The organism is Xanthomonas cannabis (assembly GCF_040616535.1).
Classification (GTDB): Bacteria; Pseudomonadota; Gammaproteobacteria; order Xanthomonadales; family Xanthomonadaceae; genus Xanthomonas; species Xanthomonas cannabis.
The window spans coordinates 1,471,640-1,493,718 of record NZ_CP136580.1 but is presented as its reverse complement, the minus strand read 5'-3'; the positions used below and the strand labels follow the sequence as shown (position 1 = coordinate 1,493,718).

At 66.6% G+C, this 22,079-nt stretch carries 16 protein-coding genes; 4 read left to right on the top strand and 12 right to left on the bottom strand.

The genetic code is table 11. From position 1 onward, the window contains the following. Positions 1-279: 279 nt before the first annotated feature. Together RZV17_RS06400 and trxC are read left to right on the top strand one after the other, a co-directional pair. The gene (locus RZV17_RS06400; protein WP_039410146.1) at positions 280-645 is read left to right on the top strand and encodes a DUF1428 domain-containing protein; all 366 of its coding nucleotides are present in this window, start codon (positions 280-282) and stop codon (positions 643-645) included. Between the two features lie 170 nt (positions 646-815). After that, positions 816-1,262, top strand: a complete 447-nt coding sequence (gene trxC, locus RZV17_RS06395; protein ID WP_047696008.1) for a thioredoxin TrxC — start codon at positions 816-818, stop codon at positions 1,260-1,262. A 106-nt stretch (positions 1,263-1,368) separates the two neighbouring features. Here the strand turns inward: trxC and RZV17_RS06390 are convergent, their stop codons facing one another. Continuing rightward, entirely contained in the window at positions 1,369-3,735 is a 2,367-nt protein-coding gene (locus RZV17_RS06390) for a TonB-dependent receptor domain-containing protein (RefSeq protein ID WP_166751311.1), read from the bottom strand. A 279-nt stretch (positions 3,736-4,014) separates the two neighbouring features. Between RZV17_RS06390 and RZV17_RS06385 the strand changes: the two genes are divergently transcribed. Beyond that, positions 4,015-5,664: a glycoside hydrolase family 43 protein gene (locus tag RZV17_RS06385; protein ID WP_355609221.1), complete on the top strand. Its 1,650-nt coding sequence runs from the start codon at positions 4,015-4,017 to the stop codon at positions 5,662-5,664. A gap of 186 nt (positions 5,665-5,850) precedes the next feature. On the opposite strand, the gene RZV17_RS06380 is transcribed toward RZV17_RS06385, so the two are convergent. The 9 genes from RZV17_RS06380 to RZV17_RS06340 form a co-directional block, all read right to left on the bottom strand. Further along, on the bottom strand, positions 5,851-7,806 hold the full coding sequence (locus RZV17_RS06380) for a response regulator (protein ID WP_355608021.1): 1,956 nt from the start codon (positions 7,804-7,806) through the stop codon (positions 5,851-5,853). Continuing rightward, positions 7,803-8,672: an ATP-binding protein gene (locus tag RZV17_RS06375; RefSeq protein WP_355608018.1), complete on the bottom strand. Its 870-nt coding sequence runs from the start codon at positions 8,670-8,672 to the stop codon at positions 7,803-7,805. The genes RZV17_RS06380 and RZV17_RS06375 overlap by 4 nt, the downstream gene beginning before the upstream one ends. After that, a complete protein-coding gene (locus RZV17_RS06370) occupies positions 8,669-9,679 on the bottom strand; it encodes an ATP-binding protein (RefSeq protein ID WP_355608015.1) in 1,011 nt (336 codons plus the stop codon). Before RZV17_RS06370 ends, RZV17_RS06375 begins: the two co-directional genes overlap by 4 nt. After that, positions 9,670-10,065 carry an ATP-binding protein gene (locus tag RZV17_RS06365; RefSeq protein WP_039410100.1) on the bottom strand — a complete coding sequence of 132 codons (396 nt, stop codon included), beginning with the start codon at positions 10,063-10,065 and terminating at the stop codon, positions 9,670-9,672. The genes RZV17_RS06370 and RZV17_RS06365 overlap by 10 nt, the downstream gene beginning before the upstream one ends. Beyond that, a complete protein-coding gene (locus RZV17_RS06360; RefSeq protein WP_047695998.1) occupies positions 10,062-10,424 on the bottom strand; it encodes an STAS domain-containing protein in 363 nt (120 codons plus the stop codon). Before RZV17_RS06360 ends, RZV17_RS06365 begins: the two co-directional genes overlap by 4 nt. Before the next feature lies 1 nt (position 10,425). Continuing rightward, positions 10,426-11,268 (bottom strand): STAS domain-containing protein, encoded by an 843-nt coding sequence (locus RZV17_RS06355; RefSeq protein ID WP_184439862.1) that lies wholly within the window; start codon positions 11,266-11,268, stop codon positions 10,426-10,428. A 798-nt stretch (positions 11,269-12,066) separates the two neighbouring features. Beyond that, a complete protein-coding gene (locus RZV17_RS06350) occupies positions 12,067-14,391 on the bottom strand; it encodes a hypothetical protein (protein WP_355608011.1) in 2,325 nt (774 codons plus the stop codon). A gap of 24 nt (positions 14,392-14,415) precedes the next feature. Beyond that, the gene (locus tag RZV17_RS06345; protein WP_355608008.1) at positions 14,416-16,284 is read right to left on the bottom strand and encodes an ATP-binding protein; all 1,869 of its coding nucleotides are present in this window, start codon (positions 16,282-16,284) and stop codon (positions 14,416-14,418) included. 210 nt (positions 16,285-16,494) lie between these two features. Then, positions 16,495-17,850: a helix-turn-helix transcriptional regulator gene (locus RZV17_RS06340; protein ID WP_355609218.1), complete on the bottom strand. Its 1,356-nt coding sequence runs from the start codon at positions 17,848-17,850 to the stop codon at positions 16,495-16,497. Positions 17,851-18,769: 919 nt separating this feature from the next. Here RZV17_RS06340 and RZV17_RS06335 point away from each other — a divergent pair. Next, positions 18,770-19,555 carry a response regulator transcription factor gene (locus tag RZV17_RS06335; RefSeq protein WP_355608005.1) on the top strand — a complete coding sequence of 262 codons (786 nt, stop codon included), beginning with the start codon at positions 18,770-18,772 and terminating at the stop codon, positions 19,553-19,555. 120 nt (positions 19,556-19,675) lie between these two features. On the opposite strand, the gene RZV17_RS06330 is transcribed toward RZV17_RS06335, so the two are convergent. Both RZV17_RS06330 and radA read right to left on the bottom strand, forming a co-directional pair. Continuing rightward, positions 19,676-20,062 (bottom strand): DUF805 domain-containing protein, encoded by a 387-nt coding sequence (locus RZV17_RS06330; RefSeq protein WP_047695990.1) that lies wholly within the window; start codon positions 20,060-20,062, stop codon positions 19,676-19,678. Between the two features lie 328 nt (positions 20,063-20,390). Continuing rightward, positions 20,391-21,782 carry a DNA repair protein RadA gene (gene radA / locus RZV17_RS06325; RefSeq protein ID WP_179454801.1) on the bottom strand — a complete coding sequence of 464 codons (1,392 nt, stop codon included), beginning with the start codon at positions 21,780-21,782 and terminating at the stop codon, positions 20,391-20,393. Positions 21,783-22,079 lie beyond the last annotated feature (297 nt).

The following is a 22,079-nucleotide window of genomic DNA, read 5'->3' as shown; positions in this document are numbered from 1 at the left end:
GCCGGGCCGCCTGACGCGCGGCTGTGCGCTGCCGCTGGCGGACTGATCCGTTTCTAAATCCAGCAATGATTGGCAGGCAATCGCCCGCCGGGCGAGCTCGACATTGCACACGTCTTATGCGAGCGCGAGCAGTGCTCGGCAGCGCAATGCGCCGTATGCTCGCCAGCAAGCGCACCGGCGTCATGACGCCGCCCCACTCCTGCCGCCCCCCGTTCCAGCATCAGGATCTGTCTCGTCATCATCAGGCGCACGCTGTGCGTCATGTCAGCGGAGGTGGTCATGTCGTATGTGGATGGTTTCGTCCTTGCAGTCCCCAGAGCGAACAAGGATGCATTTATCGCGCACGCCCGCATGGGCGATGCAATCATCATGGAATATGGCGCACTGCGCGTGGTGGAGTGCTGGGGCGACGACGTCCAGCAGGGGCAATGGACCGACTTCCAGCGTGCGGTCGATGCCACCGACGACGAAACCGTGGTGTTCTCGTGGATCGAATGGCCGGACAAGGCCACCCGCGATGCCGGCATGCGCAAGATGATGGACGACCCGCGCATGGACCCGGCCGTCAACCCGATGCCGTTCGATGGCAAGCGCATGATCTATGGCGGCTTCGTGCCGGTAGTGGCCTTGGGCCAACCGGCCTGAGTGATGCCGGGCGATGGCGGCATGCCAGCTGCATGCTGCCATCGGCGGTGCCAGCTCGCCTGCGGTGTTGCACACAAGCGCCTGCGCCGTGATCGGTACACTGGCGGTGCGCCGTTGCGCGCGCCGCGAGGGCGCCGCCGCTGGACTGCCTGACCATCGGAGATCACTGCATGACCGACGCACCGCTTCTGATCGCCTGCCCCAGCTGCGCGGCGATGAACCGCGTGGCGGCCACGCGCCTGCACGAGGCACCCAACTGCGGCAGCTGCCACCGGCCGCTATTCCAGCGCGCGCCGGTCGCCCTGTCGGCGGCCGACTTCGACAAGCACGCGGTACGCAGCACGCTGCCGCTGGTGGTGGATTTCTGGGCACCGTGGTGCGGGCCGTGCCTGAGCATGGCGCCGCAATTTGCCGCAGCCGCTGCCACGCTGGAACCACAAGTGCGGCTGGCCAAGGTGGACACCGACCTGCATCCGGCGCTGGGCACGCGCTTTGGCATCCGCAGCATCCCCACGTTGCTGGTCATCCAGGGCGGGCATGAGATCGGCCGGCATTCCGGCGCAGTGAGCAGTGCGCAGATCGTCAGCTGGGTGCGGTCGGTCCTGAGCAATCGATGAGCCAACAAAAAGGCCAGCTGCGCATGCACGCAGCTGGCCTATGGACACACGGCAACTATCACTGCGACGCATCCGCCGCAGTGACTGCACTTAACGTGTCAACCCATTATTGCCAGTTGACGTTGACCGACACGCCCACGATGCGCGGCTCGTTGTACACCGCCGCCATGTAGTTTTCGATCACACCCTTGACGTTCTTTTCGTTGGTGATGTTGCGCGCAAACGCCGCCACTTCCCACGCACCGTAGCCGCCGGTGTAACCCAGCTTGAGGCCGCCTTCGAAGTTGCCGTCGGCGCGGAACTCGGTGGAGTCGTACAGCACGAAGCTGGTCTCGCCCTGCTTGTTCCAGTCGGTGGACACGAAGAACGCGCCATCGTTGCCCATGGGGATGTCGTAGCGCGCAGCCAGGTTGAGGTTGTACTTGGGCGCGTTGGGCAGCGGGTTGCCGTCGATCTGCGCGAAGGTGTTGGCGCCCACGCGGATAGTGGGGTCGTTGACCGTGCACACCACCACGCCATTGAGCGCGCAGGCCTGCGCGAACACGCGCTTGTCGTTGATTTCGCTGTGCAGCAGGCTCAGGCCGGCGGTCAGCGACAGGTTGGAGATCGGGCGCCAGTCCAGGTCCGCTTCCAGACCGTAGGCCTTGGCCTTGTCGGCATTGAACAGCACACCATTGCCGTCCGAGTCGTTGCCGTTGAGCTGGATGTCATCGACGGTGTAGGTGAAGCCGCTGACATTCAAACGCAGGCGATTGTCGAACAGGCTGCTCTTGATGCCGGCCTCCCACGACAGGATGGTTTCCGAATCGGCGGTGGTGAAATCCGAATTGAACACCGCGCTGCGGCCCTGGATGGTGGGACCACGGAAGCCGCGTGCCACGCGTGCGTACACGCTCAGCTGCGGGTCGATTGCATACATCGCGCTCAGGTCCCAGCTGGGCTGGGTGTCGGACATGCGCACGTCGCGGCGGCCACGGTAGGTCACCGCACCGGCGGCGGTGTCGGCGGTCTTGAGCAGGCGGGTTTGCTTGGTGTCCTTGGTCTGGCGGATACCGGCGGTGAGCGTCAGCGCGTCGGTGGCCTTGTAGCTGAGCTGGCCGAAACCGGCCCATGAGGTATTGGTGTTGCGCAGGCGCACCCAGTTGTTCGGGTTGCGCGCGGCGGTCTGCAGGAAGAAGGCACGCTGATAGAAATCGGTGGTGTCGCGGCCATCGAAATAGAACGCGCCCATCTGCCATTGCAGCGCAGCGTCGCCCTCGCTGGCCAGGCGCAATTCCTGGGTGTACTGGTCCAGGTCGCGGATCTGGCCCATCGACTGGCCGAACCCGTTCGGCACGCCGTTGACCGGGAAATTGGCAGCCGCGCCGCCATCGGTGTCGCCACGGCTGAAGCCGGAGGTGGTTTCGTAGGCGGTGATGGAGGTCAGCGACACGCCGCCGAAATCGTAGACTGCCTTGATCGAGCCGCCGTCGGTTTGATAGGCCTGCGGGTTGTCGTGCGCTTCATCGTAGGCCACGCGGTCGCGCGGCACATCGACCTTGTCGCTGCCGCGGGTGACCGCGTTGCGCAGGAACAGCGTGGAGGTGCCGTCGTAGTCGCGCGTGTGCACCGAGCCCAGCAGCGAGAACGCTTCGCTGGGCTTGAGCAGCACCTGCAGGCGCACGTTGCGGTCGTTGTAGCCGCCCATGGCGTCCTTGCGCGGGGTACGCGTGCCATCGGCGCTGCTGCCGGCAAAGGTGTTGTCCACCCAATCGTCGCGGTGCTGGTACAGGGCCGACACGCGGAACGACAGCACGTCGTTGATCGGCCCACCGAAACCGCCGTCCAGCGACACGGTGTTGTAGCTGCCGTAGCTGGCATCGAGACGGCCGGTATAGGTATCGCCCGGTTTGACGGTGTCGAACTTGACGATGCCGGCGGTGGTATTGCGGCCGAACAGAGTGCCCTGCGGGCCGCGCAGCACTTCGACCTGGTCCACGTCGTAGACCGGGTTGGACTTGAGCACCACGTGCTCCAGCACCACGTCGTCCTGGATGATGGACACCGGCTGCGAGGCGCCGAGATAGAAGTCGATATTGCCCAGGCCGCGGATATAGAAGCGCGGGAAGATGCGCCCGGTGGTGGTCTCGGCATAGAAGCCCGGCACGCGGCCGGACAGCGCCAGCAGCGTGTCGTCGCCACCGGCGGTGTACTCGCGCATCGCCGCGCCCTGCACCACGCCCACCGACACCGGCACCTCCTGCAGGTTCTGCTCGCGGTGCTCGGCGGTGACGGTGACGGCATCCAAAGCGGTCGGGCTGCCCTCGCCCTGGCTGCTCGGCGCTTGCTGCGCCGATGCGGCGGCCGCCATCGAGGCCAGCAGCAGACCGGCGCAGGCACGCGCCAGCGGCGTGCGCTGCGGAGCGGTGCTGCGAGCAGCGGCATGCGGGGCGGCGGACGTCAGCGACGGGGAGACAGACGAGTACAACGACATGCGGGAGGATCCTTGGGATGAGACGCGGAAGTGAGTGCGTTCGGCATGGGCATGCCGGAGGGAGGCGCAGCATGGCGCCGCGCGCACGATATGTCAGCAATGTTGCAGCGGCGTGGCAGACGTCCACCGACGCAGATCGGTGCGGTCGCGGACGCCATGCCACGCGCGCGCAGCACCTCGCACCCTCATGCCTCGCCCGGTCGCGAGCTGTCATGCTGGCCGGGCTGGCGCCGCGCCAGGGCTGAGCATCGGAGAACTGTCTTGAAACGCGTCGGATGGATGATGGGCCTGATGGCCGCCATGAGTTGCCCGCTGGCCTACGCGGGCAGCGCGCTGATCACCCAGGTGGACTATCAGGGCGACGACGGCGGGCCGTTGCCCACCCAGGCGCAATACCGCAATCCGGTGCTGGCCGGCTTCCATCCGGACCCGTCCGCGATCCGGGTCGGCAACGACTTCTATCTGGTCAACTCCACGTTCGGCTACTTTCCCGGCCTGCCGGTGTTCAAGAGTAGCGACCTGGTGCACTGGACCCAGATCGGCAACGCCATCGATCGCCCGACCCAGATCAACTACGGCAACGACGAACTGACCCGCGGCCTGTTCGCCGCCAGCATCAGTCACCACGACGGCACCTTCTACATCGCCAATACCTGTTTTTACTGCGATGGCGGCAATTTCCTGGTCACCGCCAAGGACCCGGCCGGGCCATGGTCAGACCCCATCTGGCTGGATGCCAAGGGCATCGACCCCTCGCTGTTCTTCGATGACGACGGCAGCGCCTGGCTGGTCAACAACGATGTGCCCGCCGGCAAGCTGCGCTACGACGGGCACCGCGCCATCTGGCTGCAGCAGCTGGATCTGGCGCGCATGAAACTGGTCGGCCCGCGCCAGGTGATCGTGGATTCCGGCTTCCAGCCGGCGACCAATCCGGAACATATCGAAGGCCCGCACCTGTTCCGCCGCGATGGCTATTACTACCTCACCGCCGCCGAAGGCGGCACCGGCGAGCAGCACGCGCAGATGATCTACCGGAGCCGCCAGATCAGCGGGCCCTACGAAACCTGGAGCGGCAATCCGGTGCTGACCCAGCGCGATCTGGACCCAACGCGCCACGCGCCGATCACCTCGGCCGGGCACGCGCAGTTCGTCGAACTCAAGGACGGCTCATGGTGGGCGGTGTTCCTGGCTACGCGCCCGTACCAGGGCAACCACTACGCCCTGGGCCGCGAAACCTTTTTGCTGCCGGTGCAATGGCGCGATGGCTGGCCGGTGGTGCTGCCGCATGGCAGCGCAGTGCAGGCAGTAGCCACGCGTCCGCCCTTGCCGGCAGGCACGCAGACCATGCCGACAAGTGGCCCGATGCAGTGGAGCGAGCGCTTCCAGGATGCGCACGTGCCGATGCAATGGATGACCATCCACCCACCGACCACGCCGTGGTATCTCCCTGGCCCGCAGGGTCTGCGCATCACGCCGTCGAACGTGGCGCTGGGCGATCTTGGCCGCGGTCAGCCGGCCTATCTGGGCCATCGCCTGCAGCATCACCATGCCACCCTGGTCGCGCACGTGGATGGCAGCGCGCTGGCAGCCGGCGAACAGGCAGGTCTGGCAGTGGTCGCCAAGGAAAGTCACTTTCTGGCGGCCATGCTGGTGCGCGACGACGCCGCTGCCGCGGTCGTGCTGTATCGCCGCGCCGGCGTGCCGGACCCGGGCCCCGGAACCGTGCTGGCGCGCGCGCCGCTGCCCGATGCAAGCCAGCCGGTGCAGCTGCGCGTCACGCTGGATGCCGCGCGGGTGCATGTGGACTACGCGGTTGGCGCAGGCCAGTGGCAGACGCTGCTCGAGCAGGGTGATGCCACGCTGCTCAGCACCCAGACCGCCGGCAGCTTTCTGGGCGCCACGTTCGGGCCGTATGCGTATTCGCGCTGATGGCGGTCACTGCTGACGACGGGGGATTGGCGATCCGGGCCGTTGGATAGACGCGCATCGCGGTTGCCTGCCACTACGCAGCCCGCGGCAGACACAACGCCATGCGAGCCGCACAAGCGCGCCGTCGCGCTGCGGCGCCATTGGCGGTGAGGCCGCGGCAACCGCACCGGCGCGCGCCGCTGCGCCCTACGTGCGTGCCTGCGCGCTGCTGTCGAGCATCTGCCCGACCGTGTTGAGCAGGTCGTTGAGGCTGAATGGCTTGGGCAGCAGGGCCATGCCGTCGGCCAGAAATTCCTGCCGGGTGATTGCGTTTTCGGCGTAGCCGGTGATGAACAGGATCGGCAACGCGGGCCGCAACGTGCGCGCCACATCGGCCATGTCGCGCCCGTTCATGCCCGGCAGACCGACATCGGACACCACCAGGTCGATCGGCACATCGCTGCGCAGCTGCTCCAACGCACCGGTGGCATCTTGGGCTTCGACCACCTGATACCCGGCGTCGCTGAGCACCTCGCTCACCATCATGCGCACCACATCGGTGTCGTCCACCAGCAGGATGCGCTCGTTGCGCGCGCGCGGTGTGCTCGGCGCCGGCGCCGGTGCCACCTCGCCTGCAGACAGCCCCCGCGGCAGCAGCAACGCCACCGTCGTGCCCTGCCCGACCTGACTGCTGATCCGCGCGGTGCCACCGGACTGGCGCGCAAACCCGTAGGTCATCGACAGGCCCAGCCCGGTGCCTTCGCCGATCGGCTTGGTGGTGAAGAACGGCTCGAAGACCTGGTTGAGGATGGCCGGCGCGATGCCGCTGCCGTTGTCGATGACGTTCACCGCCACGTATTCGCCGTCCTCCAGCTCGGGGTCCTGGTGCGCGGTGTAGGCGGCCGTCTGCACACGGATGGTGCCCCGCCCCTGGAGTGCGTCGCGGGCGTTGATCACCAGGTTGAGCACCACGTTCTCAAGCTGGTTGGCATCGGCAACCGCCACCAGCGAGGCGTCGGCCAGCTCCAGCTCCAAGGCGATGTTCTCGCCGATGGAACGGTGCAGCATGTCTTCCAGCGAGCGCACCCGCAGGTTGACGTCGAACGGTTGCGCATCCAGCGATTGCTTGCGCGCAAACGCCAGCATGCGCTGGGTCAGTGCCGCTGCACGGTGCGCCGATCCGGTGGCGATCTCGGCCAGCCGCGGCACCCGCTCGATGCGGTTGGATTCCACCGCCAGCTGGATCATGTCCAGGCCGGAAATGATGCTGGTCAGCAGGTTGTTGAAGTCGTGCGCGATGCCGCCGGTGAGCTTGCCCAGCGCTTCCATCTTCTGCGCCTGCAGCAGCTGGATTTCGGTGCGCTGGCGCTCGGCGATCTGGTGCGCCAGTTCGGTGGTGGCGGTATCCAGCTCCTGGCGCTGTTCGCGCTCGCGCAGGCGTTGTTCGGTGACATCTTCCACCAGCAGCAGGCCCAGGTCCGGCTCGCGGTACGGCGACACCCGCCATTCGGTCTCGCACAGCTTGCCCTCGCGCAGGAGCGACACCGCGCCGCTCCAGCGCTCACGCCGGGCCAGTGCGGTGGTCAGCGCCTGCACCGTGGCCGCCTGATCCAGCCCGGCCGCACGAATCGCCTCGCCCGGCGTGGCGCTGCCGATCAGGCGCTGGAAGGCCGCATTGAGTTCGTGCGTCTGCAGGTTGGCATCGACCACCGCGATCGGCGCGCTGATGTGTTCGAACATCTCGCGAAAGCGTGCCTCGCTGACCCGCAATGCCTCCTCGGCGTTGCGCGCGCGCAACAACGTACGCAAGGTGGCGACCAGCACATTGGGGTCGACCGGATGGATCAGGTACGCATCGGCACCTGCATCCAGGCCGGTGATCATGTCGCCGGTGGCGATCGAGGCGGCCGACACATGCACCACTGGCAGCAACGCGGTGCGTGGCTCGGCGCGCAAGGTGCGCACGATGTCGAAGCCGCTCATGTCCGGAAGGTTGACGTCCAGCACCACCCCGGCAAACGACTGCGCTGCCAGCTTGGCCAGACCCTCGGCGCCGGTGCCGGCCTCCTCGACCACGAACCGATGGTGTTCGAGCACGCGCCGCACCGAATACCGCGTCACCGCGTTGTCGTCGACGACCAGAATGTGCTGCCTGCTGCTCACGTTGCGTTCTCCGCTGCCAGCGTCACCGGCAGCACCACGAAAAATTCCGAGCCCTGCCCGACCACGCTGTTGATGCCCACCCGGCCGCCCAGCAGCTCGGCGAAGCGCTTGCAGATCGACAGCCCCAGCCCCGTCCCGGTCAGGCGCTTCTGCAGCGGCGAGTCCACCTGTACGAAATCTTCGAACAAGGCGTCGTGAAGCTCGGGCGCAATGCCGATGCCCGTGTCCTGCACGCTGAAGCGCACGTGGCTGTCGCCTTCCAGCTGCGCCAGCACGCGCACATGGCCTTGCGGGGTGAACTTGAGCGCATTGGAAATGAAGTTGCGCAGGATCTGCGCCAGCTTCTTGTCGTCGGTATAGAGCATCGGCAGCACCGGCGGATCTTCGAAAATCAGCGTGGTGGTGCCGACATCGGTGAGCGGGCGAAACATGCCGCGCAGCGCAGCGAACAGGTCCATCAGGTCGAACCAGCCCGGCGAAATGGTGATGCGGCCGGCCTCGATCTTGGCCAGGTCCAGCAGGTCGTCCACCATCTCGGTGAGCTCGCGCGCCGACGCGCTGACAAAGCGCACCTGCTTGAGTTGTTCGTCGTTGAGCGGGCCGTCCATGCCGTCTTCCAGCAGCCGCGTGATGCTCAGGATCGAGCCCAGCGGGGTGCGGAATTCGTGGCTCATGTACGACAGGAACCGGCTCTTGAGCTCGGACACTTCGCGCAGTTGCTCGGCCTGCTGATCGAGCTCGGCATACAGGGCCAGCACGCCCTGGTTGGTTTCTTCCAGCTCCTCGCGCAGGGCCTGGTTCTGCTGGCGCAAGTTCGCCAGTTCGGTGTCAGCCGCGTGGCCCGACGCCGCATCGGATGAATTCATTGCATGCCTCCCAGGCGCATGACGAAAACGCAGGCATCGTCGCGGCCACGCGCGTAGTCGCGCAACAGCACGGCGGCGATGATGCGTGGATGGCGCGACAACAGCCCAGGGTGGTCGCGCAGGTTCCAGCGCGATTGCAGGCCGTCGCTGTGCATCACCAGCAACTTGCCGGCGGCCTGCGGAAAATCGAACGGCTGCGCCTTGCGAAATTGCACCCCCACGATGCCCGGATGCGAGGGCATGCCGCGCGCGCCATCGCCATCGCAGAGCGCTGCACCGAGATTGCCGACGCCGGCAAAGCGCACCTGCCCGCTGCTGCCGTCGAACTGCATGACCGCCGCCGCACCGCCACGGGTGCCGCACATGCCCGCATGCAGCCGCGCGATGCGCTCGCCGGGCTCACCGCTGGCCGTCGCCGCCACCCGGGTGCCGGCATCGGCGGCATCGGCCGCGCCCGGCCCATGGCCCAGACCATCGATCATGGTGACCGTCACACGTGACCCATCGACGCCCAGGTGCCAGCCATCCCCGCACACCACTTCGGTGTGCAGCGGGAGCCGGATCGCGCCATACGGCAGATCGGGCGTGGCCTGCGCATCGGCATACACCCGCGCCAGCACCACCGCGCCGGTGGCATCCGAATACGCATCCAGTACCGCCGCATGCCGCTGCACCGCGCCCAGGCCGTTGCCCGGTGTGCTGCCGGTGGAATAGCCGTCAGGCAGACAATCGGCGAGCACGAAGCCCGGGCCCTGGTCGATCGAACACAGCTCCACGCCGAGGCCACCGCGGCCGGCCACGGTGCACAGGTGCAGTTGCCCGCCGCCGCCGTGATTGAGCAGGTTGGTGCACAGCTCGGTGGCGACCAGCGCGACACGTCCACAGGCGTCCTGGCCGAATCCGCTGGCCTGGGCAAGCGCCACCGCATCGCGGCGCACCTGTCCCACCTGGGTCACTTCCTCGACACGGATGACCTGGGTGAGCGCGCCGGCAACATTCACTTCCATTTGGTGATGGTGATGCGCGTGCCCTTCCCCGCAGCGCTGTCCAACACGAAGTCGTCCACCAACCGCCGGCTGCCGGACAGGCCCAGGCCCAGTCCGCTGCCGGAGGTCCAGCCATCGGTGAGCGCAAGTTCCAGATCGGGGATGCCCGGGCCGTCGTCGCGGAAGGTCAGCTGCACGCCCTTGCGGATGCCGCTTTCCACCACCGCCCAGTCCATGTCGCCGCCACCGCCGTAGATCACCGTATTGCGCGCCAGCTCGCTGGCGGCGGTGACCAGCTTGGTCTGGTCGACCAGGCGCAGGCCACACTGCACCACCAGCTTGCGCACGGTCTGCCGCGCCAGCACCACATCCTGCTCGGTGCGCACCGGTTGCGAGCCGGCGCTCATGACGATGCGTCGGGTTGTTGCAGCAGCCGCATGCCGCGTTCGACATCGAGCGCGGTGCGCACCGAAGGCAGGGTCAGGCCCAGCTCGACCAGGGTGATCGCCACCGCCGGCTGCATGCCGACCACCACCGTCCTGGCGCCCATCAGCGCGGCCAGCCCGGAGATGGTGCTGATCATGCGGCCGATGAACGAATCGACGATATCCAGTGCGGAGATGTCGATCAGCACGCCACGCGCCGAGGTGGCGCTGATCTTTTCCGACAGGTCTTCCTGCAGTTGCAGCGCGAGTTGGTCGTGCATGTCCACCTGGATGGTGACCAGCAACAGGTCGCCCATCCGCAGGATCGGGATGCGCTCCATGTCAGTCTGCCCTGCTGACGGTCAGGCCGGTGCGCTTGAGCGCCAGCGCCAACGCATCGGCCAGGTTGGCCTTGGTCACGATGCCCTGCAGATCCAGCCCCAGGTGCACGATGGTCTGCGCAATCTGCGGGCGCACGCCGCTGATGATGGCATCGGCGCCCATCAACCGGATTGCGGTGACGGTCTTGAGCAGATGCTGCGCCACCAGCGTGTCCACGGTGGGCACGCCGGTGATGTCGATGATGGCGATTTCCGAACCGGTGTCGACGATGCGCTGCAACAGCGATTCCATCACCACCTGGGTGCGCTGCGAATCCAGCGTGCCGATCATCGGCAGCGCCAGCACGCCCTCCCACAGTTTCACCACCGGCGTGGACAGCTCCAGCATCTCTTCCTGCTGCCGCACGATGATGTCTTCGCGGGTCTTCTGGAACGCCTTGACGGTGTACAGGCCCAGGCGGTCGAGCAGTTCGGACAGCGCCCACAGCTGCTGCCCGAGGTCGTCCGGCGTGCTGGCGTATTCGCGCTGCACCAGCTCGAACAGCACGCGTTTGAGCGAGAAAATGAAGTTGGCGGTTTCCTGCGAATCGAAGCCGCGCGTGGCGCGATCGCGCGAAAGCGTCTCCAGGAAGCGCCGCACCTCGCTCCACTCGGCACTGTCGAGACTGCTGCCGTCGTCCTTCAGCGAGGCCACTAGCAAGCGCAGGAAGTCCGCGCCCTGGGCCTGCAGATCCTGCCGCGAGATGCGCGCATCGTTGCCAAGGCCCGACCCCAGCCAGGCAGCCAGCAACGCGGCTTCCTGGTCACGAATCGCGTCGATCGAGCGCTGCTGCAGTGCCACCATGAGATCACCCGCCAAAGTAAAAAGTAGAGAGGCTGGGCATGCGGGCTGGACTGCGCCCTGTCCGACGCGGCGCCCCCACGCCGATGCGCAGCAGAGTAAAGCAATTCAGATTCGGCAACCAGCACGCAAATCTGTAGCGGTCAGAGGACGCCACCGCGGCAGTTTGACATTGCGGCGCCACCACCGAACGTGCGCCGGGCCACGCCTGCAGACAACGCCGGCGCGGCGCATCGATGGCCACCGGAGCGGGCCGCCGCGACCGCGGCGTGCCTCTGCCCTGCTGCATCGGGTGCGAACCGCACCAGCCTGCATCCGTCCTTTGCATCGGCGCGTCCCGACGTCGACAGCCGCGACGAACAGATGCTGGCCGGGCCATCGCGCCGACCCGCAACGTCAAACGCAGCGGCCTGGACCTGCTGGATGTGAGCAAGGGCTTCAGCACGCCGAGTGCGCAGATTCCGTGGGGGCCGGCGCTGTTGGCGCAGATCGCCGAACGCCTCAGCCGCGAGGCGCAATTACCGGTTGCCTCGTCCAGGAATATCCACGACCCGCACAATGCAGACCGGGTGGCGGCCGACGGGCAGATGGCACTGCTGATGATCGGCCGCGCGCACCTGGCCAACCCGCAGTGGCCGTCTCCGGCGGCACTGGCACTGGGCGCCCGTCGTAGGTGCTGCCGGCCTCCTGCGCGCACTGGCTGGAGCACTACGGCAAACACAGTTGATCGTCGGCATTCGGCAAGGGTGCCGCTGGATGCGCAGCCTCGCAGCATGCGCAGCGTGTTATCTACGGACTGCCTTACAGCCCGTAGCGCTCCACCGCATCCAGATGCGGGCGCGGATCCTGATCGCAGGCCTCGGCCAGGCGCAGCCAGCACATCGGGTGCGACCAGCGCGAGGTCGTACAGCGCAAGACGCGATGCAATTCCTGCGGCGAGACGTTTTCCGGAAGCGCCACCGTGAACAACACCCCCGGCAGACCCGAGGCGGGGTCCTCCGGGTCGAACGCCTCCGGGTGTTCCGGGTCGACCACGCGGTAGTCCGCGCGGCTATGCCGCCACAGCTTCCATCCACGCATCTCCAGGTCGGCACGCAAGGCCTCGACCACCTCTTCTCCCGGGTCCACACCATCCACCAGCCAGCTGCTGCCGTAGCCGCCGGTCTGCAGCACGTGCACCTGCGCATAGGTCGGCACGAAGCGCTCGCGCTCGGCGTCGTCTTCGGGCGCCGGGTACAGCAACTCGGCATCGAACACGACCCAATCGCCCACATGCTGGCGGCGGTGCGCGGGCGCGTTTTCGATGATGCGCGCCGTCACCGGGCCGGTGCGGCGCGCGTAGTACTCGGCCACTTCGCCATCGTCGACGCAACGCACGATCACCCAGCCCCAGTCTTCCTCGACCGCCCCGCTGGTGCTGCTCAGTTCCATGCCGATCGCCGCTGCCGAGGCCCGCACCGCGTCCCAGTCCTGCGCGGCGCTGGCCGCGGTCATGTGGTCCCAGTACGCCGAACGTGGCTCCTCCAGCACCGCGATCAACTGGCGATACACCGCGGCCGCCTCGGTAAAACGGCCGGTGGTGAGATACATGCGCGCCAGCAATCCGCGCGCGCCATGCGAGCCCGGAGAAAGCTCCAGCAGCGCCATGCAGGCCTGCTCCAGCGCCGGCCAGTCGGCCAGCCGCTGGGCCAGTTGTGCCTCGCACCACAACGCCACCACCGGCACCTGCGGGCGATACAGCAGCGCCAGGCGGCGCACACCGGCATCGTCGCCACGGCCCAGCAATAAATTCATCAGGCGGAAGGTCGGACTGGTTTCGTGGTCGGCATGCCGCTGCACGAAAGACCACAGCAGCGCGATGGCCTGCTCGTCCGCCGCGCAGGCGCTCAGCGCCGATGCCGCGGTGTCGACCAATTCGGCGTCGTCGGGGCGCTCGGCGGCCGCCTGCAACAGCCATTGCGCTTCGCGTTCCGGATTACGCACCACCTCCTCGCCCTGCGCGTTCAACCACGCCAGCAACTGCGCGGCTGGCACCGGTGGCGCCTCGCCGGTGGAGGCCGCCTCGATACGCGCGGCCCAGCCATCCAGCGCCTGCGTCGCGCCACGGTCCTGGCGCAGCTTGGACGCATGCGCGCGTGCCAGAACCAGATGCCGGCGCGCGGTCCACACCGCGCCGCGCTGCAGTGCCAGGTCGATCGCCAGCTCGGCCGCCTCGATCAGAATGCGATGCGCACCGACCTGCGCGTAATGATCGAGCATCAGCTGCAGGCGGCTGCCCAGATCCCAGGTGTTGCGTGCAGGCGCGCGCGCGGCCAGCACCGCCACCGCGCGCAGCCAGTGCAGGCGATACCGCGGCGCCACCTCGCGCCACGGCAGCAGCGACTCCATCGCTTCGTCATCGCGATGCAACATGGCCAGCGCGCGCGCCTTCTGCAAGCGACGCGGCTGGCTGCAATTGGCCCACTCCGCGCCTTCGCGCGCCGCGTCGCGTTCGCGTTGTTCGATCAGAGCCAGCGCCTCGTCTGCACGCCCCAGCGACAGCAGGATCGAGATGCGCATGTCCGGCACGCCATCAAAGATCTCGCCGCCGTGCGCAACGATGGTCTGCGATTGTTGATCCAGGTACGCCAGTGCAGCGTCGCCGCGACCGTCGTCGAGCAGGGCATCGGCCTTTTCGCAGCTCAGGCACTGATAGCACGACCAGCTCGGGTCGATGCGGCCCAGGGTTTCGTCGCAGACCTCGATACGCTCCTGCACCCAGCCCGGGCCATCGATATTGGCGTAGCACGCCGCCAGATCCTGCGTCACGCACACCGATTGCGGGCACTCCACTGCATCGGCACGGTGCGCCCGCTCGAACAAGGCCACCGCATCGCCCAGCGCACGCTCGCCCTCACACAGATTGCCGACCCTGTTGCGCATCTCCCAGTGGCCGACGAACACCTCCAGCCACGGGTTGGCGAGCGTCTTGCCCAGCGCACGCGCCTCGGGCAACAGGGCCTCGGCGCGCTCGATCTGCAGATCGCAGATATGGTCGGTCAGGCGCGTCAGCAGCTGCGCGTTCTGCGGCTGCCCGGCGTCGCCCAGGTCGTCCTGCAGCTTTTCCACCCAGTTCCAGATTTCCATCGCGTGCGTCCTTCAGTGCGGCGCTCAGCGCGCCAGCAATTGCGTCACGGCCCCGGCAAGATCGCCGAACGCCTGGTTGAGATCCGGACCGCCCGATGCGCCGCCGCCGGGTGGCGGCTGCGTGCGCCCCTGTGCCGACACGATCACCTTGAGCGAGCGCAGCAGGCGCGCGGCAACCGCTGCCTGCCGGTTGCCGGCGCGCTGCGCGGCCAGCAATGCCTGCAACGCCGGATTGTCCAGATTGAGATACAGCCGCTGGGTCTGGCGTGCTTCGATGCGCGCGGTGAACTGGCGCGCCAGCCGCAATGCGGCGGTGGACACCCGCTTGTCGTTTTCGTCCTGTTCCAGCCGGCGTTTGAGCTCGGCCTCGCGGTCGGGCACCACCACCAGCGGCAGTTCTTCGGGGCTGAAGCGCGCCGGCACCAGCGCTTCGCCATCGCCCAGGTGCTGTTCCAGCCACGCCAGTTCGTCGGCCGGCAACGTGTCCAGATGGAACAGCTGGCGGTTGCCGTGCTCGGTGCCCAGTTCGACCAGCCGCACCCCCTTGGCCTGCGCCCAGCGACGCAGGAACGGCACCACCGCATAGCGGTTTCCATAGGCCACCGGCACGCCCATCGCACGGAACAGCATTTCCTCGAAACCGCCGTCGCTGTCGAGGATCACATGCACCGCGCCACGCGCCGGCAATTGCTGCGCCGGCAGGTCGCCCTGCGAGGTCGGTACGCGCACGTGTTCCAGCAGCAGTTCGAACAGGCGCTCATCGCACAGCGCCGCGCCGAGCAACGCTTCGTTGTGCCGCAACAGGATGCGGCGCCACGCCTCCGGTTGCTGGCGCGCCACCTCCGCCAGCCCCTGCACCAGGGCTTCGGACAAGGCATGCTGCACCGCGCTGTAAACCGTGTCGCGCTGCAGATCCTCGCGGCTTGCGGTCGGGGTCAGGCGGTTGGATTCGATCACCCCGCCGATGAAGCCCGCCCACGGCGGCAGCAGTTCGCGCGCATTGTCGTCCAGCAACATGCCACGCAAAAACACCGACAGATTGCGGTTGTCGCTGGTGCCATAGGTTGCGCCGTCCTGCACCCACAGCAGGCCCACCGCATCGCTGCCATCGTCGGCACGTACCGGCATGCAGCACAGCGGTTCGAAGTTGCGCTCGAAGCGTGCCGCGAACTCGCGTTGCCGGCGCCACGCCTGCACCGGATGCAGCGGCACCGCATCGTGCGTGCGCCACGGCGGCGGCTCGGGATTGATCGGCTGCGCATCGGCGCCGACCCAGATCGGCTCGCGCAGCAATGCGCAGTAACGCGACAGGATCTCGTGCAGCCGCCCCTGCTGCGCCAATGGCAGATATTGCTCATGCAGTTCCAGCACCACCTCGGTGCCCACCTGGGCACGCGCCGGAATCGGGCTCACCGTGTAGTGCTCGGCATTGCTGGAGATGTAGCAATGGCCCAACGTCGGGCTCTGGTAGGAGGTGGTGCGCACGGTGACGCGCCGTGCCAGCACGAAGGCAGACAAGAACCCCAGCCCGAACATGCCGATCAAACCGCTGTCTTCATGCCCGCCCTGACGCAGCCCGCGGGTGTATCCCACCCCGACGGTGGCTAGATAGTCGTGGATTTCCTGCTGGGTGAGCCCGGCACCGGTATCGATGATGCGCACGATGCCCTGCGCCGGATCGGCCTGTACATGGATGCGCGATTCGCCATGCCAATCAGGCTGCTCCAGGCGGCGGCGCAGAATCGAATCGTGCGCGTTCTGCACCAGCTCGCGCAGCGCGACCACCGGCGTGGAATACAGATGCTTGCTGAGCACGGACATCAGTCCATTGAGATCGACGCCGGCGCGGCGGATCTGTGAGGCGTCCGTCGCCTCGGAGATAGGATCTTGCATGATCGTCGTCGTTTCCTTGGCGGCCACGCCCGTCCTCGGACGCGCCTCCTGATGGCAGTGCGAGCCGGCAAGGATAGCCGCTGGCCATCTTGTACGCACGTCTCACTTCGGCTCCTGCCCTACCGTGCGTACAGCCAACGGCGCCTGTCTCCGGTCATCGAAAACGACGCGCCACGGCCCGGCATGCGCACCGGGCCGTGGCCGGGTCGACTAACGCTGCAAGGTCTCCATCGGCGCCTCGTTGAAGTGCTGGCGGTACCCCTTGGCCAGCGCTGACCGACTGCCAACGCCCCAGCGGCTGGCTGCCTGCAGCACGCTGCCGCAACCGCCGTCGGCCAGCAGTTCGTCGCGGATGCTCTGCATGCGGTAACGCCGCAGGACCTGGGTCGGCGACAGCCCGGTGGCCGACTTGAACGCCTGCTGCAGCGCGCGCCCGGTCACCCCGATCTGCGCGGCGACTTCATTGATCGACAGATCCGAGCGGTGCGCGTTGGTGATCATGTAGCTATACGCGCGCCGGTACTTGGCCGGCAACCGCGCGGAGATGTCGTCGCTCACATGCGCAGGCGTGCCGCTTTCCAGCAGCCGCGGCGCCTGCACTTCGCTGCGCAGGCATTGCACCGCACCCAGCGCGTAGCGGTTGTACAGCAGCAAGGCCTGTTCGGTACGACCCAGCGCCTGGCTGATCTTGGCCTGGCAATACTCGTACTCCAGATTCCAGCGTGGCGCGTGATGCCGCCCGGCACCGGCCAGCGCACGCTCGGCCAGATCGGCCCGGCCCACCGCCAGCGCCGCCAGCGCCAGCTCCACCTGCGCATCCTGCCGCGCGCACGGCGGGCAGCCGTTCGCCGCCGCCGGCAATGCATCGATCTGGGCGTCGAAACCGAACGTGTCGCCGCCGGCAATCCGCAGCAGGTTGCGGACATGCCGCATGCGCTGTGCAAGCACCGGCATGCTCTCGGCCAGATCGGCAATGCAGGCCCGCAGTTCGCTGGGCTCGAACGCATGCGCGGCATCTTCCTGGCGCAGCGTGGCCTGCCAGAACACGTGGTCGCTCATGCGGTCGGCACGGCGGATGCGCAGCTGCGCGATCATGTCCAGCCGCAACGCGGTGGTGATCCGCAGCCAGTCCGAGGCTCCGCTTTCCAGCTCCGCCAGCACCTCGTGCGCCCGCTCCAGGGTCTGCAGTGCCAGCGTGCTCTGGCCAAGGTGGAAATGGGTCAGCGCCTTGCCCAGCAGGCTCTCGCCGCCCAGGCAGGCGGGGGTGTCGCGATCCATCGCCAGCTGCGCGAAGCAGTTCAGTGCGGCGCTGAGTCGGCGCTGGCTGAGCATCAACCATGCGGTATTGCGGCAGGAGAGCAGCCGCAGTTGCCGCTGATGGCCACGCATTGCCTTCAGGGCGTGGCGGTAGGCGTCTTCGGCCTCTTCCTGGTACTCCAGGATCAACAACGCATCGCCACTGGCACCGAGCAGCGCGACTTCATCGTCGGCTCCCTCGGGCGCGGCCTGTCCATCGCGGCGTTGTTGAAGATGTTGCAGACCTTGCGGCCAGGCACCAACCAGCATCCTGCTTGTATAGGTAGGAAGACGATCTGCGTACGACAGGGCAGAAATCGCTGCGAAGTAGGTGGAAAGGATCATGCCGGGCTCTCTCATAGGGGGATGAGCAAATGACAACAGCGCGCCGCTCTCGCTGGCGCAAACGATTGTATGCAGCGGATCCAATGGAATTTCTCACCTAGGAGCACCGCAAAAATCAAAAAACCTCACTCTGTCCACCACCGGCCCTGCCGTGCGTTTTGCATAAGCGCCGCGGTTGTTTGCGTACGCCAGAGAATGTCTAGCGCAGGACATAGCAACCGATTCGAGCGTGTATCGAAGACACGTTGGCGCCACTTCCTGCGCGCTCATTGCACAACGTCTGCCAACACATCACCTCGACATGGATTTTGGGCGGTTAGCTGTCGCTACGCATCGGCACGTGTGACGATCCAGAGCATTCAACGCACGCGCGTCGGCCATTCATAACCGAAGTCACTTTCTGGTTACCGACCCCGCAAACCTATTCCAAGTGCGATGCGCGAGCGTCCTAATCGCAATACCCTGGTCTAGACCTCTCACGACCAATTCCATGGCGGCCGCTCAGCCACCTGCGCAGCTGGAACCGCCAGGATTGCACGGCCAACTGCGCGCCTATGCGTCTTTCGTATCGCGCATGCCCTGTGTGTAAGAGCTGCGTTACGCATACATGAGCGCAAGTTAAAGCGCGCCTACCCGAACCCGAAGAAAAGTGCGCAGCAGTGAAACTTTCTGCCTTTGGAATGGTACATACCATTCGTCCGACCTCGGTCAGACCCTTCCCCCGGCAGCCCGATGGTATGGCGATGCACTTATCCAGAGATGTGGGTTTCATCATGGCGCCAACCGCCCGTTGCCGGCATTCAGTACATGGCCTGTCTGCGTGCCAGTATGGGAAGGCCGGCTGATGCACGGCAACGCCTCCGGGAAGCAGGGATCGGCTTTCCTGTTAACGCAGGACGCGCGCCTAGCCTCGCAGGTCAATGCGAGCCTCGCCCCGCTGACGCCCCACGTTGCGGTGTTTTCCGATGAACTGGAGCTCTTGCGCACGCTGCGGCATTCGCCCTGCGAGCTGCTGATCTTCGACGCCACTTGCGTGGCCCCGGACGACAGCTCGGTGCTGGCCTGGCAGCGCTGCCACAGCGGCCATCCCACGCCACTGATCGTACTGGGTCGGTTCGACTGCCCGAACGACATCCTGGCCTGGTACCAGTCCGGCGCACAGGAAGTGTTAGCGCTCCCATTCAACTCGCACGAGTTGCAGGTGCGCGCGGCGCTGGCGGTTAGCCCGGCGCCCCAGGCCTGCCAGGAAGCCCAGCAACTGAGTGTCGGCCCGTACCAACTCGTGCGCGAGGAGAACACCGTCTACCTGCATGGCAAGCCGATCGTGCTGACCTCGCGCGAATTTTCGATTGCCTGGCTCCTGTTCTCCAGCCCTGGCGTGTGCTTCCGCCGCTGCCAGTTGGCCAAGGCGGTCTGGGGTAGCCACACCGAATTCACCGACCGCACGATGGAACAGCACATCTACAAGCTGCGCAAGAAACTGCAGCTGTGCAATCACAGTGGTGCGGTACGTATCCGGACCGTGTATTCGCACGGATACAAGCTGGAACTTGCCTCATCAGACAAGGATCCGCTTTTGCCAGGCAAGAGCCTGAGTGCAACCACTGCGCATCATTCGGCCGCCTGCTGAGCAAGCTGCCGATGAGGTCGTGCCCCATGCCACGCGCCGCGCCGTAGACAACCGGCCGCGTAAACGACGATGGCGCAGGGGATGCCTGCGCCATCGTTCGATCACGCTTGAACCAGCTGCTTACAGCTTCGGGTTTTCGCCGTACTGATTCGGGCCGGGCGTACCTTCCAGGCACATGAAGACCAGCACGACAAGACCTCCGACGTACGGCACGAAGCTGATCAGATAGAACCAGCCCGACTTGTCCTGGTCATGCAGGCGACGCACGGTCACCGCGATACTCGGCACCATCATCGCCAATACCACGATGATCATGATGGCGAACACCAGCCACGCCAGCGGGCCGGGGTTGCCGTCGCCGCCCATGACCGCTGCCGCAATACCGAACATGATGGTCAGGACGACCAGGATGATCGCCTGCAACAGCATGAACATCCAATATTCCTTGCGACGCGAACGCCCTTCGAAGTCGGCATAGCGCTTGAGCGGCAACAACATCCATTCCATTGTGTTTCTCCAGTACGGGCAGTCAGCGGTGTTTGTGATCCGCTGCTCGATGCAGCGGCCGCGCATGTTGCCATAGCGCACATCGGGTGAAAACGGTTTCCGTCCCCACAGATGCGGATGACACCGGGCCAGCCGACAGACGGTCGCAGCCTAGGTAGAGGCCGCTTCTGCCGGGACGGCGCACTGTCCGGCAGGCTGGGCTCGCAAGGCGTTCGGTGTCTCGCGACAGCGCAACCGCCTGCTGCAGCTGCTCGCGGTGCCCCGCCCGGCAACGGGCCGACCGGGTTGTCCTCGTGCAGGCTGCCTGCACGAATCAAGCGGAATGCCGCTACTCCGCCGCCGCTTCCAGCGCCTGGCTCAGCCGCTCAACCGCGATGATCTCCATGCCCTTGATGCTGGCGGTCTTGGGCGCGTTGGCCCGGGGCACGATTGCGCGCTTGAAGCCGTGGGTGGCGGCCTCCTTCAACCGGTCCTCGCCGTTGGGCACCGGGCGGATCTCGCCCGACAGGCCTACTTCGCCAAAGGCGATGGTCTTCTCGGACAACGGCCGGTCGCGCAACGAGGACAGCACCGCCAGCAGCACCGGCAGGTCGGCCGCGGTTTCCTGCACGCGAATACCGCCCACCACGTTGACGAATACGTCCTGATCGCCCACCACGATGCCGCCGTGCCGATGCAGCACTGCCAGCAACATCGCCAGGCGGTTCTGCTCCAGCCCCACGGCGACCCGCCGCGGATTGGACAAGGGGGATGCATCCACCAGCGCCTGCACTTCCACCATCAACGGCCGGGTGCCTTCGCGGGTGACCATCACGCAACTGCCCGGCTGCTGGGTGCTGCCGCCGGACAGGAAAATCGCTGACGGGTTGGAGACCTCCTTGAGGCCCTTCTCGCCCATCGCGAACACGCCCAGCTCGTTCACCGCACCGAAGCGGTTCTTGAACGCGCGCAACAAGCGGAACCGGCTGCCGCTCTCGCCTTCGAAATACAGCACCGCATCGACCATGTGCTCGAGCACGCGCGGGCCGGCAATGCCACCCTCCTTGGTGACATGGCCCACCAGGAACACGGCGGTGCCGGTCTCCTTGGCAAAGCGCACCAGCCGCGCCGCACTCTCGCGCACCTGGCTCACCGAGCCCGGCGCCGCAGTCAGCGACTCGGTCCATAACGTCTGCACCGAGTCGGCCACGATGAGTTTGGGCCGCGCAACGCTGGCGTGCTGCAGGATATGTTCGATGCCGGTTTCGGCCAGGGCGTTGAGCCCTTCCAGCGGCAGATCCAGGCGCACCGCACGTCCGGCCACCTGCGCCAGCGACTCCTCGCCGGTGACGTACAGCACCGGCAGCGTGCTGGCCATGCTGGCCAGCGCCTGCAGCAGCAACGTCGACTTGCCGATGCCCGGGTCGCCGCCGATCAGCACCACCGCCCCTTCCACCAGCCCGCCGCCCAGCACCCGGTCGAACTCGCCGATGCCGGTGGACACGCGCGCCTGCTCGGTCTGCTGCACGTCCTTGAGCGCCATGATCTTGGGCGCCTCGGCCTTGCCGGCCCAGCCGCTGCGCCGCGACGCCGCCGGCGAGGCCTTGCTGCCGGGCGTGGCGCTTTCGAGCACGATCTCGCTGAGCGTATTCCAGACACCGCACTCGGTGCACTGCCCCTGCCACTTGGTGTACTCGGCGCCGCACTCGCCGCAGACATAGGCCGTTTTCGCCTTCGCCATCGTCTCTTGCCTGTTGTTCTCGAACCGACAGGATAGTGGCTGACGGTCTCAGCATGCGCGACGCACGCGTTCGGGAATCGGGAATCGGGAATCGTCAGAGTCAAAGACGGCCTGGTGCGCTATGCAATGACGTGCGCGCAGACGATGGTCATGCGCTTGCCGGCGCCCCGTTGCTGCCGGTCCCGGATCACATCGACGCATCGACGCATCAATGCAAAAAAACTGCCTGACCGGTATGAGCAGTCAGGCAGCTTCGGCTCCACCACTCCCACGGTGCGGAACGCCGTGGGAGTGCAT

What these genes read in the sequence shown, in the direction of transcription:
- RZV17_RS06400 (WP_039410146.1), top strand. Translation starts at nt 280, where the DNA reads ATGTCGTATGTGGATGGTTTCGTCCTTGCAGTCCCCAGAGCGAACAAG.
- trxC (WP_047696008.1), top strand. Translation starts at nt 816, where the DNA reads ATGACCGACGCACCGCTTCTGATCGCCTGCCCCAGCTGCGCGGCGATG.
- RZV17_RS06390 (WP_166751311.1), bottom strand. Translation starts at nt 3,735, where the DNA reads ATGTCGTTGTACTCGTCTGTCTCCCCGTCGCTGACGTCCGCCGCCCCG.
- RZV17_RS06385 (WP_355609221.1), top strand. Translation starts at nt 4,015, where the DNA reads ATGATGGGCCTGATGGCCGCCATGAGTTGCCCGCTGGCCTACGCGGGC.
- RZV17_RS06375 (WP_355608018.1), bottom strand. Translation starts at nt 8,672, where the DNA reads ATGAATTCATCCGATGCGGCGTCGGGCCACGCGGCTGACACCGAACTG.
- RZV17_RS06370 (WP_355608015.1), bottom strand. Translation starts at nt 9,679, where the DNA reads ATGGAAGTGAATGTTGCCGGCGCGCTCACCCAGGTCATCCGTGTCGAG.
- RZV17_RS06365 (WP_039410100.1), bottom strand. Translation starts at nt 10,065, where the DNA reads ATGAGCGCCGGCTCGCAACCGGTGCGCACCGAGCAGGATGTGGTGCTG.
- RZV17_RS06360 (WP_047695998.1), bottom strand. Translation starts at nt 10,424, where the DNA reads ATGGAGCGCATCCCGATCCTGCGGATGGGCGACCTGTTGCTGGTCACC.
- RZV17_RS06355 (WP_184439862.1), bottom strand. Translation starts at nt 11,268, where the DNA reads ATGGTGGCACTGCAGCAGCGCTCGATCGACGCGATTCGTGACCAGGAA.
- RZV17_RS06350 (WP_355608011.1), bottom strand. Translation starts at nt 14,391, where the DNA reads ATGGAAATCTGGAACTGGGTGGAAAAGCTGCAGGACGACCTGGGCGAC.
- RZV17_RS06345 (WP_355608008.1), bottom strand. Translation starts at nt 16,284, where the DNA reads ATGCAAGATCCTATCTCCGAGGCGACGGACGCCTCACAGATCCGCCGC.
- RZV17_RS06340 (WP_355609218.1), bottom strand. Translation starts at nt 17,850, where the DNA reads ATGCTGGTTGGTGCCTGGCCGCAAGGTCTGCAACATCTTCAACAACGC.
- RZV17_RS06335 (WP_355608005.1), top strand. Translation starts at nt 18,770, where the DNA reads ATGCACGGCAACGCCTCCGGGAAGCAGGGATCGGCTTTCCTGTTAACG.
- RZV17_RS06330 (WP_047695990.1), bottom strand. Translation starts at nt 20,062, where the DNA reads ATGGAATGGATGTTGTTGCCGCTCAAGCGCTATGCCGACTTCGAAGGG.
- radA (WP_179454801.1), bottom strand. Translation starts at nt 21,782, where the DNA reads ATGGCGAAGGCGAAAACGGCCTATGTCTGCGGCGAGTGCGGCGCCGAG.